Annotated in this window: 12 protein-coding genes and 1 pseudogene; 7 read left to right on the top strand and 6 right to left on the bottom strand. The window is 61.3% G+C overall.

All coding sequences use genetic code 11. The features are described 5' to 3' along the window. The first annotated feature begins 100 nt into the window (after window positions 1-100). Entirely contained in the window at window positions 101-1,138 is a 1,038-nt protein-coding gene (locus E2484_RS13185) for an LLM class flavin-dependent oxidoreductase (protein WP_137285665.1), read from the top strand. A 258-nt stretch (window positions 1,139-1,396) separates the two neighbouring features. Here the strand turns inward: E2484_RS13185 and thrC are convergent, their stop codons facing one another. Beyond that, entirely contained in the window at window positions 1,397-2,656 is a 1,260-nt protein-coding gene (gene thrC / locus E2484_RS13180; RefSeq protein WP_137285664.1) for a threonine synthase, read from the bottom strand. Window positions 2,657-2,860: 204 nt separating this feature from the next. On the opposite strand from thrC, the gene cofH reads away from it, so the two are divergent. Both cofH and E2484_RS13170 read left to right on the top strand, forming a co-directional pair. Continuing rightward, window positions 2,861-4,219 carry a 7,8-didemethyl-8-hydroxy-5-deazariboflavin synthase subunit CofH gene (gene cofH, locus E2484_RS13175; RefSeq protein WP_137285663.1) on the top strand — a complete coding sequence of 453 codons (1,359 nt, stop codon included), beginning with the start codon at window positions 2,861-2,863 and terminating at the stop codon, window positions 4,217-4,219. Window positions 4,220-4,423: 204 nt separating this feature from the next. Then, window positions 4,424-6,148: an inositol monophosphatase family protein gene (locus tag E2484_RS13170; protein WP_137285662.1), complete on the top strand. Its 1,725-nt coding sequence runs from the start codon at window positions 4,424-4,426 to the stop codon at window positions 6,146-6,148. Between the two features lie 114 nt (window positions 6,149-6,262). On the opposite strand, the gene E2484_RS13165 is transcribed toward E2484_RS13170, so the two are convergent. Beyond that, window positions 6,263-7,606: a dihydroorotase gene (locus tag E2484_RS13165; protein WP_137285661.1), complete on the bottom strand. Its 1,344-nt coding sequence runs from the start codon at window positions 7,604-7,606 to the stop codon at window positions 6,263-6,265. Window positions 7,607-7,762: 156 nt separating this feature from the next. On the opposite strand from E2484_RS13165, the gene E2484_RS13160 reads away from it, so the two are divergent. From E2484_RS13160 to E2484_RS25010, 4 genes are all read left to right on the top strand, one after another. Continuing rightward, window positions 7,763-9,061 carry an amidohydrolase family protein gene (locus E2484_RS13160; protein ID WP_137285660.1) on the top strand — a complete coding sequence of 433 codons (1,299 nt, stop codon included), beginning with the start codon at window positions 7,763-7,765 and terminating at the stop codon, window positions 9,059-9,061. Window positions 9,062-9,446: 385 nt separating this feature from the next. Next, window positions 9,447-10,103: a rod-determining factor RdfA gene (rdfA, locus tag E2484_RS13155; RefSeq protein ID WP_137285659.1), complete on the top strand. Its 657-nt coding sequence runs from the start codon at window positions 9,447-9,449 to the stop codon at window positions 10,101-10,103. Beyond that, complete coding sequence (locus tag E2484_RS13150; RefSeq protein ID WP_137285658.1) at window positions 10,100-11,893, top strand: archaea-specific SMC-related protein; 1,794 nt, start codon at window positions 10,100-10,102, stop codon at window positions 11,891-11,893. The genes rdfA and E2484_RS13150 overlap by 4 nt, the downstream gene beginning before the upstream one ends. Before the next feature lie 48 nt (window positions 11,894-11,941). Continuing rightward, window positions 11,942-12,178 (top strand): hypothetical protein, encoded by a 237-nt coding sequence (locus tag E2484_RS25010; RefSeq protein ID WP_170977342.1) that lies wholly within the window; start codon window positions 11,942-11,944, stop codon window positions 12,176-12,178. Window positions 12,179-12,367: 189 nt separating this feature from the next. Here the strand turns inward: E2484_RS25010 and E2484_RS13145 are convergent, their stop codons facing one another. From E2484_RS13145 to E2484_RS13130, 4 genes and pseudogenes are all read right to left on the bottom strand, one after another. Then, complete coding sequence (locus tag E2484_RS13145; protein ID WP_137285657.1) at window positions 12,368-12,544, bottom strand: 30S ribosomal protein S17e; 177 nt, start codon at window positions 12,542-12,544, stop codon at window positions 12,368-12,370. A 158-nt stretch (window positions 12,545-12,702) separates the two neighbouring features. After that, window positions 12,703-13,617 carry a hypothetical protein gene (locus E2484_RS13140; RefSeq protein WP_137285656.1) on the bottom strand — a complete coding sequence of 305 codons (915 nt, stop codon included), beginning with the start codon at window positions 13,615-13,617 and terminating at the stop codon, window positions 12,703-12,705. A gap of 149 nt (window positions 13,618-13,766) precedes the next feature. Continuing rightward, window positions 13,767-13,913: pseudogene (locus tag E2484_RS13135) on the bottom strand (RNA-guided endonuclease TnpB family protein); the annotation flags it as partial. A 377-nt stretch (window positions 13,914-14,290) separates the two neighbouring features. Beyond that, entirely contained in the window at window positions 14,291-14,533 is a 243-nt protein-coding gene (locus E2484_RS13130; RefSeq protein WP_137285655.1) for a hypothetical protein, read from the bottom strand. Between the last annotated feature and the right edge of the window lie 6 nt (window positions 14,534-14,539).

Here is a 14,539-nt window from a genome sequence, read left to right as displayed (position 1 = left end):
TGACCTCGACACACAGTGTGTCGAATCGCGTGGAGGGATATTGTTGTTAGACACACCCATAGTTATATATGAGATGTCGGTCTACTTCAAGAAGGACTCCATGAGTGATACGAACAGAGTGAGCGATCGAGGAGACCGTGTCGGACTTTATCTCCAGGACAAACATCCCATCCGGGAGAACATGGAACTGGTGCAGTACGCGGAGGAGAACGGCTTCGACGAGGCCTGGCAGGCCGAGTCTCGTCTCGCCCGCGACGCGATCACCCCCATGGCCGCCTACGCCGCGGTAACTGACGACATCAAGATCGGCTCTGGAGTAATCAACAACTGGACGCGTAACACGGCGCTCATCGCCCAGACGATGAGCACGCTCGAGGAACTCGCCGGGCCGAACCGCGTCCTCTGTGGCATCGGTGCGTGGTGGGACCCGCTCGCCGAGAAGGTCGGCATCGACCGCTCGAACCCGCTACGGGCCATGCGCGAGTGCGTCGAGGTGACGAAACGGCTCCTCGACATGGAGAACGTCACCTACGACGGCGAGTTCGTGAACGTCCGCGACATCGAACTCGACGTCGTCCACGGCGACTCCGGACCCCGCACGGTGCCCGTCTACGTCGGCGCAACCGGGTTCAAGATGCTGGAACTGACCGGCCACTTCGCTGACGGAGCGCTGCTCAACTACCTCGTCAGCCCTGAGTACAACCAGAAGGCGCTCGACGCCCTCGAGACGGGCGCCGAACGCGCCGACCGGAGCCTCGAGGACATCGACCGGCCGCAGTTGGTCGTCTGTTCGATGGACCACGACACCGACAAGGCGCTCGACAACGCCCGTGAACTCATCACCCAGTATCTGGGCCAACAGCCCCACATCATGAAGGCGAGCGGCGTGAGCCAGGACCTCATCGACGAGGTCGGCGAGGCCATCGGCGGATGGCCAGCCGACAAGGACGATATCAAGGAGGGAATGCACCTCATCCCCGACGAAGTAGTCCACAAGCTAACCGCCAGTGGGACGCCCGAGCAGTGCCGGCAGAAGGTCCGCGAGTACGCGGAGAACGGCTGTCAGTGTCCCATCCTCTACCCCCTCGGGGACGATCCCCGCCTCATGATCGAGGAATTCGCGGACGGATACATGTAACGCCGAGCGGACACCCCCTTTTGTATAGAGATAAACCGTTCGTCGAACGGAACGTGGCCTCACGCACAGACGGCTCACGGTCAGTGGCATCGCCTGGCGTTCTGCTTGCGCTCTTTTCACGTTCCACTGACCGGCAGGGATAGCATCGAGAATCCGCCCGATTCCGGGAGGCGCAGTCGCCCAAGAACCTTCGTCAAATCGGGCTCACGTCACGAAGCTACCGCCGAAGGACGACTGGCAGCACCGAATCTCCGGGTATTAGTCGTCCGCGACGGTTCCCTGGGCGTCACCGTAGAGGTTCCGGACTTCCGAGAGTTCTGGATCGATGCGTTCGACGTCGCCGGTCGCTTTCTTCGCACTCTCGGTGTCCTTCAGGCCGAAGCCGGTGGAGTTGACGACGACAGTTTCGTCGGGGTCGACGATACCGTCTTCTAGGGCTTTCCGAACGCCGGCGACCGGCGCCGCGCCGGCGGGTTCGGAGTATATCCCCTCGGTGCTCCCGAGCAGTTTTTCAGCTTCGAGGATATCCTCGTCGCTGACCAGAACGGACGTACCGTCGCTCTCCTCGAGCGCGCGACACGCTTTGACGGTGTTTCGCGGGCGGCCGACGGCGATGCTGTCCGCCAGCGTGTCGGCGATTTCGTCGACGTCCTCGTGCGCGTGGAACGCGTCGTGAATCGCGGAGGCGCCCTCGGCCTGCACGCCGAGCATCTTCGGCGTGTCCTCCACGTAGTCGAGGTCGTAGAACTCGCGGAACCCCTTCCACGCCCCCGCGATGGTGCACCCGTCGCCCATCGAGAAGACGACCCAGTCGGGAACCTCGCCGCGTACCTTCGACTGTTCGGCCAGTTCGTGGCCGACCGTTCGCTTGCCCTCGACCTGGAACGGGTTGATCGCCGCGTTGCGGTTGTACCAGCCGTACTCGTCGGTAACCGTGACGCTGAGGTCGTAGGCCTCGTCGTAGGAGCCATTGACCGCGAGCACGTCCGCACCGTACACCAACGGCTGGGCCAGTTTCCCGGCGGGGGCGTCTCCCGGAACGAAGATTCGGCAGTCGAGACCGCCGCGCGCGGCGTACCCGGACAGCGAGGCGGCGGCGTTGCCGGTCGACGCGCACGTGATGATGTCTCGACCCGCGTTGCTGGCCTTCGTCACCGCGATGGAACTCGCTCGGTCTTTGAAACAGCCGGTCGGGTTGCGGCCGTCGTCTTTCACGAGCGTCGTAACGCCGAGTTCGTCGCTGAGATTCGGTGCGTCGAAGAGATCCGTTCCACCCTCGTTGAGCGTTACGGGGTCTGCGTCGTCGTGAACCGGGAGGAACGCCTCGTACTTCCACTGGGTCGCGATACTGCCGTCGAGTTCGGCGTCGAAATTGTCGTGGATGACGTCGTAGTCGTATTTTACCTCCAGAATCCCTTTGACGCCTTCGTGCTCGGAGCAGGTGTAGATGACCTGGTCAGGGTCGTACTCCTTTCCACAGATGGTACACTCTAGCGTGGTTACGTGGTCCATCGCCATGCTGAATGAACAGAGCGATACTACTTAAATACCACGCCGTAGCGGTCCGGCGTATAGATCCACACGTCTTCTTGAGGGACGTTAACAGATGTCTCGTTTTCGTACACGCTCCGTTCAACTCTCTGTATACGCCCCCGGAGAGCGAAACGCTGGGAACCGTCCGAGCGGTCAACTTTTTTGTCAGCCGACAGTCGTAGTACAAGTATGGCCGATATCTTTCGCGCCGAAGTGACCGGTCCATCGGGGAAGACGGTGTACGAACATCGTCCCGAGACGGACCAGTCGTTCGAGAACGCTCTCGAGAAGGCAAAGCAGGGCGAACGCCTCACCGTCGCGGACGGAGTCGAACTCCTCACGACCGGAACCGACCGGCCGGGAGTAGACGGCGAGCGCAAGGAAGCAGTGCTCAGAATAGCCGACCGCCGGCGTGCGGAGATCGTCGGTGAGGAGGTCACGTTCGTCGCAAACATCAACAACAACGTCACAACCGCTTGCAACACCGGTTGTCTGTTCTGTAACTTCAAGAACTCCGCAAAGAAGTTCGAGACAGAGCACGCGGAAGACCACAACGGCTTCACGAAGACGCCCACGGAATCCCGCGAAATCGTGCGAGACGCCGTCGACCGCGGTATCTACGAGGTGTGTTCCGTCAGCGGCCTCCATCCCGCACTCGTTCTCGACGACGAACATCGTGAACTGCTGGCGGCGAACGGCCACGGCGACGTCAACTACAAGCCGGCTTCCGCGTACGACGACGACCCTGGAACGTACTGTGAACAGTTACGAGCGATGAGCGTGGACGACGTGCACGTCCACTCGATGACTCCGGAAGAGGCGTATCACGCCCGGCGCGGAACGGACTGGGACTACGAGGAGGTTTACGCTCGGCTGAAGGACGCCGGACTAGACAGCGTTCCGGGGACCGCCGCAGAGATTCTCGTCGACGAAGTGCGTGACGTGCTCTGTCCCGGGAAAATCGGGACGGACGAGTGGGTGACCGCCATGGAGGCCGCTGCAAACGTCGGCCTCCCCATGACGGCAACGATCATGTACGGTCATATCGAGAATGCGAAACATCGCGTTGAACACCTGCAGGTAGTGCGCGAACTGCAGGACCGAACCGGCAACATTACCGAGTTCGTCCCGCTCTCTTTCGTCCACGAGCAGACACCGCTCGCCGAGTACGGGGTGGTCGACGGTGGCGCAACCCGCGAAGAGGACGAACTGATGACCGCCGTGTCGCGACTCTTCCTCGACAACGTCGACCACATCCAGTCCTCCTGGGTCAAGTTCGGCGACGAACACGGACTCAAGATGTTGAACTGCGGCGCAGACGACTTCATGGGGACGCTGCTGTCCGAGGAGATTACCAAGCGGGCCGGCGGTGCCCACGGGGAGTTTCGGTCGTTTCGGGACTACGTCGATATGATTACCGCTATCGGGCGCGTACCGGTCGAGCGGTCAACCGACTACACCGAACGGCGTTCGATTCCGCATTCTGACGGAACGGTCGGCCCGAAACTCGGTCCGAAGGCCGACGGTACACCGCTTCTTTCGGAGTAATCCGGCAGCGATTTTCAGGCGGTTTTGCCACAGTTCTGTGGTGACCACCTTCGCATGCCAACATCTCACACACCCGGTGGCAGACGTGACAAACGACACGAAGTTTATACGGAACACCTCTGTTAATGAGGTCGTACGCTAGCCTACTACCGACGGAAGCGTCAGCGACCCGTACGTACGAATACGGCTAGTGCGGAGACAACCATGTACGGAAGACGGTTAGCAACGATAGAAGAGATAATCACGCTCGTGAGCCCCGATAGCGACGAAGAACTCGCCGAAATCGAAGCCTGGGCCGACGACTACGACGTTCGGGTGAACGCAGTTCCAGTCGGCGACGACATCGAGTCGGTGTACACGCACGGAACGGAGTATCTCGGGGTCACGCTCGGCGGCGACGGAACGTACCTCGAGGGCGTTCGGCAGTTCAGCCCCAGAGAGATACCGATTCTCGGGGTCAACGCCGGAACGCTCGCCTTCCTCGCTAGTATCGCACCGGACGAACTCACCGATGCGCTCGACGAAGTGATTCGGGGGAAGGCGAACGTCGACGAGCGCCAGCAACTCCAGGTGGAAGCGAACGGCGTCGACTGTACGGGCATCAACGACGTCATGATCGAACACGTCCCGCCGGAGAATCCGGTGGACCGCAAGATAACGCGGTTGCAGGTGTTCGCGGACGACGAGTTTGTCGGAGAGTACGAAGGCAGCGGCCTCGCAGTCGCGACGCCGACGGGGTCGACGGGCGTCTCGTTGTCTGCGATGGGACCGGTCCAGTATCCCAAGAACAACGCGTCGCTCCAGGTCGTACCGCTACATACCCACCGGATGGGCGTTCGCCCGCTCGTCGTCGACGCGGGAACGTCCATCACCGTCGTGTCCGACGGACCGGCGAACCTGCAGGTCGACGGCGGTCGAGCGTACGCGGAACTCGGCGAGGAAGACATCGTCAGAATCGAGGGCGCAGATACCTCCGCGCTCGTCGTGAACACGAGTTACGACGACGACTTCTTCACGTCGGTGTCGGAGAAACTCGGTTGGAGCGTTCGCGAAGACCGCCACGATACGGGGAAACAGCACCTGCTCCCGGTCGACACGGACCTGGCCGACGCGAAGGAAGACCTGCTTCGCCGCGCGAAGGAGGTGGCCGAGGAAGCAGCGCGCGCGGCCGGCGAACCGCTGCGTGAACTCCACGGGCAGACCGAGTCGGTCGAGTACAAGTCGGACAAGTCGGACATCGTCACGGAAGCCGACTACAAGGCCGACAATATCATCACGACCGTCATCGCGAACGAGTTCCCGAACCACGGCATCCGTTCGGAGGAAAGCGACGCGATAGAAGGCGACGGGGAGTACACGTGGCTCGTCGACCCGCTCGACGGAACCGGTAATTTCGCGCACGGGAACCCCAACTACGCCGTGTCTATCGGCCTCCTGAAGGACGATAGACCGGTCATGGGCGTCGTTTACGCGCCTGAAACCGACGAGATGTTCAGCGCAGTCGAGGGCGAGCAGGCACGCCTCGACGGGTCGCCGATTTCGACGACGGATCGCGACTCGCTCGACGAGTGCATGTTGCTGTCGGGGTACGACCCGGACGGCGCTTTCCTTTCGCACTGCTACCGGGAAACCCGCGGCGTCCGAAGTCTCGGGTCGGCGGCGCTGAATCTCTGTTACCTCGCCAGCGGGAGTGCCGACGCGGTCTGGGAGTACGACACCCATCCGTGGGACGTCGCGGCCGGCATTGTCATCGCCGAGGCCGCGGGAGCCACCATCTCGAACACCGATGGGAGCGCGTACGACCCGCTCCCGGACGACGGGTCGCGCAACGAACTGGTCGGCTCGAACGGCGCGGTCCACGAGACGCTCCTCTCGCACCTGGAGAGCGAACAGGACCTGCAGACGACCGAGAGGGGAACTGCCGACTGAGCGTCCACCAGAACCCACCGTTCTCACGTTCGTACTTGCCTATCGGCTACGAAAGCGGTCGGCCGTCAGAAAGCGGTCAGTCACCGGCGGACGCAGTGAACGGATTCGGTGCAGTCACCGCAACGGTTCGCGGGCGAGGAAATCACCATCGCCGGGCGAGGAGAGCACCCGATGGTTCCGGGCCGCGACCTCACCGTCCGCGATGACGGTATCCACCCGTGCAGTCCACTGGCGGCCCTCGTACGGCGTCCAGCCGCCGACGAACGCGAGATCGTCGGCGGACACCTCGTACGAGTCGCGGCGGAGCAGAACGACGTCCGCGTCGGTACCGACCCGGAGGCTACCTTTTTGCGGGTAGACGCCCGCTTCGCGGGCGGGGCGAGCGCAGACGAGTTCGGCGAGTCGTGGCCACGTGAGCCGGTCCTCGTGAACTCCTTCGCTCACGAGGAACTCGAGCATCGTTTCGATGCTCGGCAATCCGGCGTACGGTTCCCAGATGTCCTCCCAACCGCGTTCGCGTTCCTCTCGATAGGTCGGGAAGTGTTCGCTGGCGACGAGGTCTATCGTTCCGTCCTGGACCGCGTCCCAGAGTCGCTCGACCTCGTCGGACGATTTGAGGCTCGGATTCACCTTCAGGAACGGGCCGAGTTCCTCCACATCGTCGTCGGAGAACGCGAGGTAATGCGGACAGGTTTCGAGCGTGACAGGCACGTTGGCTCTGGATTTGAACCGGCCGCCCTCCCGGGCACCGCTTCCGCTGGACACGTGGACGACGTGCAGCGGACAGTCGGCGTACTCGGCGAACCAGCCGACCCGGTTGATGGCGTCGAGTTCCGCCTCCAGCGGCCGGGAGTCGGGGTACACTTCGGGGTTGGTGCCCTCGATCTTCGCGCGGGCGTGGTCTAGGATTCCTTGCGTCTCGCAGTGGACGCGCACTTTGCCACCGGCCGCGCCGACCTCTGCCATCAGTTCGACGATGGTGGCGTCGTCGGCGAGGTACGGTTCCGCAGTGAACGTCTTGAAGTCGCGCGTGCCCTCGTTCAGGATGCCGTCGATATCGATGGCCGCGTCCTCGACGTTACCGGCCACGAGACCGAAGTCGACGTGGGAGAGTTCCTCGCAGGTTTCTCGCTTCTCGCGGAACGCCTCGGGAGACGTCACCGGCGTCTGTGTCGGCAGTTCGACGACGGTCGTAACGCCGCCGGCGACCGCGCTCGCCGTCTGCGAGTCGAAATCGATGCCGTCCGGGAACAGGGCCTCGTCGTGCATGTGGTTGTGGACGTCCACGACGCCCGGAAGCGTGACCATGCCGTCGGCGTCGACGCGGTCGTCTGCGTCGTACCGCTGGCCGACTTCGGGTCCGATGGCGGCTATCGTTCCGTCATCGATGGCGATGTCGCCGGCCGTCACGCCCGTCGATTCCACGATACGAGCATCCGTGATGAGACGGTCTACCATGACCGAAGTCACACGCGACACCGGGAAAATTGTTGGCAAACATGTATGATAGGCTAGCTTAGTTCGGAGAGAGTCTGCCCACCGACGGGAACTCGGCCCAGAAGGCGAACGGTCGGCTGAGATAGTTTTTTGTACCATGCCAACATTCTGAATGGTGTGATACTCAACGCTGGTACGCTCGTCACGATGAACGACGAGCGCGAGGTCAGGGAAGAGGTACACGTCGTCGTCGAAGATGGCGAGATAACGGCCGTCGAGGACGGGTTCGAATCCGGTGACGACGTCGTCGACGCCCGCGACGAGGTCGTCATTCCGGGACTCGTAAACTGCCACACGCACATGTACGCGCTCCCGATACGCGGCGCACCGCTGACGGCGACCCCCGAGAGCTTCTACGAGGCGCTCGTGGACATCTGGTGGGAGGTCGACGAGGCGTTCACGATGGAGGACGCCCGACTATCGTCGCTCGGGTCGTCGGTCGAGATGCTCCAGAGTGGCGTCACGGCGTTCTGCGACAACTACTCAGGGCCGAACACGCTGCCAGGAGCGCTCGACGCTGTGGCGACCGGCGTGGCGGAGACGCCGATTCGGGGGATGATTACCTTCGAGACGACGGCCCGCAACTCCGATGACGAGGCCCGAGCGGGAATCGAAGAGAACCAGCAGTTCATCCGCGAGGACGAAGCCGAGTTCGACCGGGTGACGGGTCATTACTGTCTCCACACGTTGTTCACGAACACGGAGGACGTCGTCAAACAGACCGTCGAGGCAGCCAAGGCGGACGACCGTCCGATCCAGATCCACCTGGAGGAGGGACTCGTCGACGTCCACAGGTCCATCGAAGACTACGGGAAGCGTCCCGTACCGGCTCTGGAGGAGATGGGCTTTTTCGACGCCGACGTCATCGCGGCCCACTGCGTCCACTCGACGGAGACGGAAATCGAGATTCTGGCCGACCACGACGTGAACGTCGCACACAACCCGTACTCGAACATCAACAACGCCGTCGGCATCGCGAACGTCGAGAAGATGGAGGACGAGGGGATGACGATCGGCATCGGCGACGACGGCTGGGATCCCGATATGTTCGAGACGATGCGGTCGGCGGTCGGAATCCACAAGCTGAAGAAGAACAACCCGAGCGGCTTCGACATGGCGAAAGCGCTCGAATGGGCGACTATCGGCTCCGCGCGCGTCATGGGGATGGACGACAGCATCGGAAGCATCGAGCCCGGCAAGCGCGGGGACTTCGTCACGCTCGACCTCGGTCCGAATCCGGTTCTCCCAGGGAGCGCTCCCTACTACGTGGTGAGCGCTGCGAGTCGGGGTGACGTCACCCGGACCGTCATCGACGGCGACGTCGTCTACGAGCGGGGCGAGGGTGTACACGGCGTAGACGATTCGGACATGGAGGCTGTCGGCGAGGCCAGTGCCGCGCTCTGGGACCGGCTCTGAGGCGAGTGCTCGAACTGATTCTCGGCCGATTTTCGTTCGGACGCGACGCGGTCGTGTTTGTACCGTGGTCGACGCGCGTTTCCCAGCGGCCTCCTTTCGTTAGAAGACGAACTGTTACGCGTCTCTCTATGCGCCGGGAGTTTTCGGGGGTTGCTCGTTTTAACACACTAAGTCTGTTAATATCGAGAGCGTGTTCTGGCGAAGACCGAATCGGCGACCGAACCCGGTCTTAACAGACTGAGGGTGTTAATCACTTCACGCGGAAATCGGAGGCGTACACGTCCTTCGTGACAGCGAAAATCCGACAATTTCGAGGGAGGTGTGAACGGTACCTGTTGTACACACTCCGTTACGGTTATCAGGGACCGGAGAAAATATTCACCCGATGGAGTCAGACTCCGGATGTAAAGTTGACCGCGTAATCGAGGAGTACGAACTCGATACCGCGGATCCCCGCCACGACAGGATGGACGAAGGGTTGCTCGCGAGATGGCGGGGTGACGACGGGCACACTGCGGAGGGCTATCGCACACTGACGGAATGGTTCAACAAGCGCCTGCTGCGTCGGGTGTTCAACGAACACGGCAGGGACGCCCTCGGTGCGCGCGTGGACCACGACTACGAAATTCTGACTGGAGACGACGACTTGCTCCGGGAGGAGGTAATCGAAAGCCTCGAGGACGACGGAATCGACGCTGCGCGCGTTCTCGACGACACGGTGTCGTGGGGGACGATGCGGACCCACCTCCAGGACTGTCTAAACGGAGAGAAGGACGCACGCACCAGGGAGACCGACTGGGAGCGCAAGAGCGTCGATATGGCGACATCGTTCGCACGCGAGAAGATCGAAACCGTGCTTTCCTCACTGGCGTCGAACGGCGAACTCGACGGCGTCGAAACGTCGTCGGTGACGGTGCAGGTGAAGGTGAGCTGCGACGTCTGTCCGACGCGCGTCCCGCTCGACGTCGCGCTCGAACGAGGGTACGTCTGCGAGGAGCACGGACGAACGAGCACACAGGCAGACACGAGGACCAACACATGACTTGGGAAATCGAGATCGAGAACATCGCTGGCATCCTCGACGGGAGTGCAACGATAGAACCGGGGCTCAACGCCGTCCGGGCCTCGAACTGGCAAGGGAAATCGAGTTTCGTCGCGTCGATCAAGACGGCGCTAGGTGTGACGACGCCGCTGACCGAAGGGCAGGACGAGGGGCGAGTGCACCTCGACACGCCGGACCGCGACACCGAGGTCGAACTCGTCCGCGAGAACGGTTCCGTCAGTCGGCGCGGACAGCCCTACCTCAGCGACGAGTACGACATCATCCGGACGGACCTGTTCGCCTGTCTCGACGAACGAAACGAAATTCGACGGACGGTCCGTGAGGGAGACAACCTCGAGGACGTGTTGATGCGCCCGTTGGATTTCCAGAACATCGACGAGCAGATTGCGGACCTCAAGCGAGAGCGCGAGCAGGTCGATTCCGAGCTCGCGCAGGCGAACGAAGCCAAAAAGCGCCTCCCGTCGATTCAGGAGAAAGTGACGCGTCTCGAGTCCGAGCTCGAGGACCTCCGAGAGAAGCACGAGTCGCTCACGCGAGATGGCGAGACAGACGCCGAGTCGTCGGCGTCGACACAGAGCGAGTTGGCGCAGGCCCAGTCCGAGCGCGATCAGGCCGAGAACCAGATCGAGCGCCTCGAGCGTAGCATCGAGCGCACGGAATCCCGCCTGGAGGAGAGACGGAGGGAACTCGACGACATCGAACTGGTCGAAGACGAGAGCGTGGAAGCGGAGCTCGCCGAGGCACGCGACCAGTTGCAGGAGAGCAAGCAAGATATCGAGGTCCTCCAGTCGATATACTCGGCGAACGAGATGGTTCTCAAGGAGAACCGCCTCGACCTGCTTACGGAGGTCCAGCGGGAGTTGACCGGCGATACGGTCGAGTGCTGGACGTGCGGTAACGAGGCGACCCGGTCGGACATCGAGGACCACCTCGAACAGATCGGTGACAAGATAGCCAACCTGCGTGCGAAAGCCGAGTCCCGGCGCGACGCGGTCGAGGAACTCGAGGCACGGCGCGAGGAGAGGAGCCAGGCCCAGCGGCGCAAGCGGGACCTCGAAGCCGAGATCGCTGAACTCGAGGAGAAGCTGTCCGACTACCGCCAGAGTCTCGAGGACGCTGAGGAGCGACTCGAGAACGCCGAACAACGCGTCGAGGAGCTCTCGGACTCCGTACACGAAACCGTCGACGAAATCACCGACGTCGAGAGCGACATCAAGTACCGCGAAGCGGAGCTGAAAGACGCAAAAGACGAACTCGATGCCCTCGAGACGCGCGCCGACCGTGTCGAACTCCTGGAAGAGGAGCGTGAGAAACTGGACTCGGAGATCGAGGACCTCCGGAACCGGAAAGATACCATCAAATACGAAGCCCGCGAAGCGTTCGACGAGGCGATACGGGACGTTCTCGCGCGGTTCGACACCGGATTCGAAACAGCGCGATTGACGTCCGAATTCGATCTCGTCGTGGCTCGTGAAGGTAGGGAGGCGAGTCTCGACGCGTTGAGCGAAGGCGAACTCGAACTGCTGGGATTCGTCACCGCGCTGGCCGGCTACGAAGCGTTTGACGTGGGTGAGGCGGTCCCGATTCTGCTCGTCGATGGAGTCGGCGGTCTCGCCGACGACAACCTCCACACACTCATCGACTACTTGCAAGGACGCAGCGAGTACCTCGTGTTCACGGTTTATCCGGAGTACGCGTCGTTCGACGGGAAGGACATCAGTCCTGCGGAGTGGGAGGTGGCGACCGACCGAGAGGTGCCAGCGAACTGAGTTCTCCCGACGTGACTATTCTGACCTAAGCGCGTGATAATCGACCGAATGGACTCATCCGACGATCGGAACAGTTGGGACGTTACCGACGGTGACAAGGGATACGCATCGAGATGGACGCCTCCGCCGAATCTATCGCCGGTAGAAGAACTTCTTGACTGCGGCGTGGGAGATCTGGGTGACGTCACGCCGATCACCGACGACCGTATCAATCCGGAGTACGAGTGGCCCGAGCTACGGTATTTCGAAGAACTCGCAGTGAGCGCGGACGAGGAACTCGGCTAGCGACTCTCGGTTTACGAGCGGTACCTCGATGCGGAAACGCCGACGGTAGAAGAGTCCGGTCGCAATCAGTGGGTGTCCGACCGTGTTCAGCGCGCGATTGCCGCCGATGACCGCTATCGACGACCGGGAGCGACTCCCGACCACTTTTGTGCAGTCGTTCCCCGCGGTAGACCGTGGTGAAAACCAGCGTTACTGTTTCTGGCGAGTAATGTAGCCCGCGATACGGTTGCGCAGATGAATCGAGTTCACGTTCGTAAGCGTCTGTACGGCCTCCTTGTTCCGATTGAACTCCTTGGTGAACGTGTCGGGATACCGTTCGAGAAGCCGATTCCCGATGCTCATTACGTCGTTTGGGTCGACCGTCATTGAGTACGATACCATACTGGAAAAATCGATATAAGAGCTTTGGTTGTTTGCGTTCGAGACGGCCGAGGACAACTCGGTTGTGCACCGATTGTGCGGAGATGTGGCAGAAAACGACGAGGCAGGAATCCTGTTCGAGGTCGGCCGTACTGCTCGTCCGGCTATCGACTTCCCGTACGTTCTTCGGGACGGTCGAGGTAGCCGATTCGGCGGCAGACGTCGGTCGGTGTCAGTTCCGCTTGCGGCGACGAAAGACGATTCGTGACGATGTCGAGGAGGTCGAAATCGGTCAGTAGCCGCCGGGTCGAGTCGTAATCGGTATCCAGTCGTTGTGCGACCTCGTACACGGTACGGGACTCCTCGAGGATGGTGGTCAGTTCCCCGACGGTGCGGTTTCCCGGAACGCCGAGTCCGTCTGCGGCAGGCTTCTCTTCCGTTTCGTCCTCGTCCGCGGACGTGAGTGCTTCGGCGAGTTCAACGTCGGCGATCTCGCGCTCTCGCTTGCCGTCCGCTCCAGTCTCCGTCTCGCCAGTACCGTCCTCACCGTCGTCATTTGGACGGTGGTCTTCGTCCGCAGTTGGATCGTGGATATCGTACTCGACCATGTACCGACGGACCGTCTCCGAAGTAACGTCAACGCCGAGGGCTTCGGTCATTTCCGTGAAAGTATCGTACTCCTCGTAGACGGTCTGTAGTGCGTCAGGGTCCTTGTACGCCGGATTTCCGGACCCGGAGGTGTCGAGTGGTCCGACCGCTGAAGCACCGATCTTCGCCTTGGTCTCGTCGAAGGCCGAAGCAAACGGGGAGTCGTTCGAACGACCGTCAGTCGGCACCGTGACCGTAAGTTCGAAATCGTGCTTCTCCTGCGTGAGGTCCGTCCCGTCGGCTTCGATGGAGACGTCGTCAGGGACGTCGAGATCGACGAACAGGGGAAGTCCGACGCGAATGTCGGCGGAGATCGTTTCGTTTTCGTCGACTGCCCGCTCGTCGAGCGTGATGTCACGTACCTCGGCGTCGGTGAGCTCTAGACATTCCAGTATCTCGGCTAACTCCCCAAACGCGGCGCTCACCACCATACCAGATATTATTTCACAATTCAGATTATAAAACATCGTTTACCGGCATTATTGTCCTCTAATACGTATCTTGTATCCAGATTGATATTCTCCTCCGACTTTAGCCGGAGGAATTCCGAGCGTTGGGATTATTAGGGTTTGCAATCTCCCTATTCGCTCGGTGTGAACCGTCCGCTCTCGTGGACGAACAGGACAACTTCGGGCTGTGCCAACCAGCCGTTACTCATATCCCCTGTCGGGGGACTCTGAGTTATCTGTCTGCGAATGTTTACCGCACCATTCACGTCCGCGTTCATCGGTTTGAAGTAGAATATCCAGCCCTGCCGGTATCGATGGAACGTGACACTGAGTGACGGCGCGTATCCACGGCCTTCAGGCCGTGGAATTACGACTTTGCAGCATATAATCTCCAGCGAACCGTTCGAAATCGATATCCAGTTAGACTATGTGTTGGGGGCGGTCCGACTCCCCCCAGCACCGGGTCGATGGTGAAACAAGCGCTGGAGGACTCCCGCGAGAAAATCACGCCGGTCGAGCGAGACGAACCGGTGTTGCCTACCGTATCCGATTACGAACGTGGAAAGGAGCTGTCCACCCCTATTGGCATCCGCTATCGGTGAACCTGTAGGCGCTCCACTGAACGAGACGCGAACGATCGGAAGTACGGACTAGCTCATGCGGAAACGGAGCCGCTAGCACTCGAACCGTCGTAGGATACCGTGATGTACTCGGTGAATTTGATGACGTCGTACTGGGCGAGTTCGTCTGCCGCCTCCGATTCGATTCCGGCCGTCGTTTCGTCGTTCACGAGACGCGTGAGCGTACCCTTTGCCGTCTCCGACAGTTCGTCGAAGTGGCAGACGTCTCCACTATCCGCTATCGAGGTGGTCGAGCTGACCGTTATTTGCCGGGCCATGCTATG

Source organism: Halorussus salinisoli (genome assembly GCA_005239435.1).
Taxonomy (GTDB): Archaea; Halobacteriota; Halobacteria; order Halobacteriales; family Haladaptataceae; genus Halorussus; species Halorussus salinisoli.
This window is presented reverse-complemented; position numbering and strand designations above follow the sequence as displayed.

Coding starts and splice junctions, on each gene's coding strand:
- E2484_RS13185 (WP_137285665.1), top strand. CDS start 101: ATGAGTGATACGAACAGAGTGAGCGATCGAGGAGACCGTGTCGGACTT.
- thrC (WP_137285664.1), bottom strand. CDS start 2,656: ATGGCGATGGACCACGTAACCACGCTAGAGTGTACCATCTGTGGAAAG.
- cofH (WP_137285663.1), top strand. CDS start 2,861: ATGGCCGATATCTTTCGCGCCGAAGTGACCGGTCCATCGGGGAAGACG.
- E2484_RS13170 (WP_137285662.1), top strand. CDS start 4,424: ATGTACGGAAGACGGTTAGCAACGATAGAAGAGATAATCACGCTCGTG.
- E2484_RS13165 (WP_137285661.1), bottom strand. CDS start 7,606: ATGGTAGACCGTCTCATCACGGATGCTCGTATCGTGGAATCGACGGGC.
- rdfA (WP_137285659.1), top strand. CDS start 9,447: ATGGAGTCAGACTCCGGATGTAAAGTTGACCGCGTAATCGAGGAGTAC.
- E2484_RS13150 (WP_137285658.1), top strand. CDS start 10,100: ATGACTTGGGAAATCGAGATCGAGAACATCGCTGGCATCCTCGACGGG.
- E2484_RS25010 (WP_170977342.1), top strand. CDS start 11,942: ATGGACTCATCCGACGATCGGAACAGTTGGGACGTTACCGACGGTGAC.
- E2484_RS13145 (WP_137285657.1), bottom strand. CDS start 12,544: ATGACGGTCGACCCAAACGACGTAATGAGCATCGGGAATCGGCTTCTC.
- E2484_RS13140 (WP_137285656.1), bottom strand. CDS start 13,617: ATGGTGGTGAGCGCCGCGTTTGGGGAGTTAGCCGAGATACTGGAATGT.
- E2484_RS13130 (WP_137285655.1), bottom strand. CDS start 14,533: ATGGCCCGGCAAATAACGGTCAGCTCGACCACCTCGATAGCGGATAGT.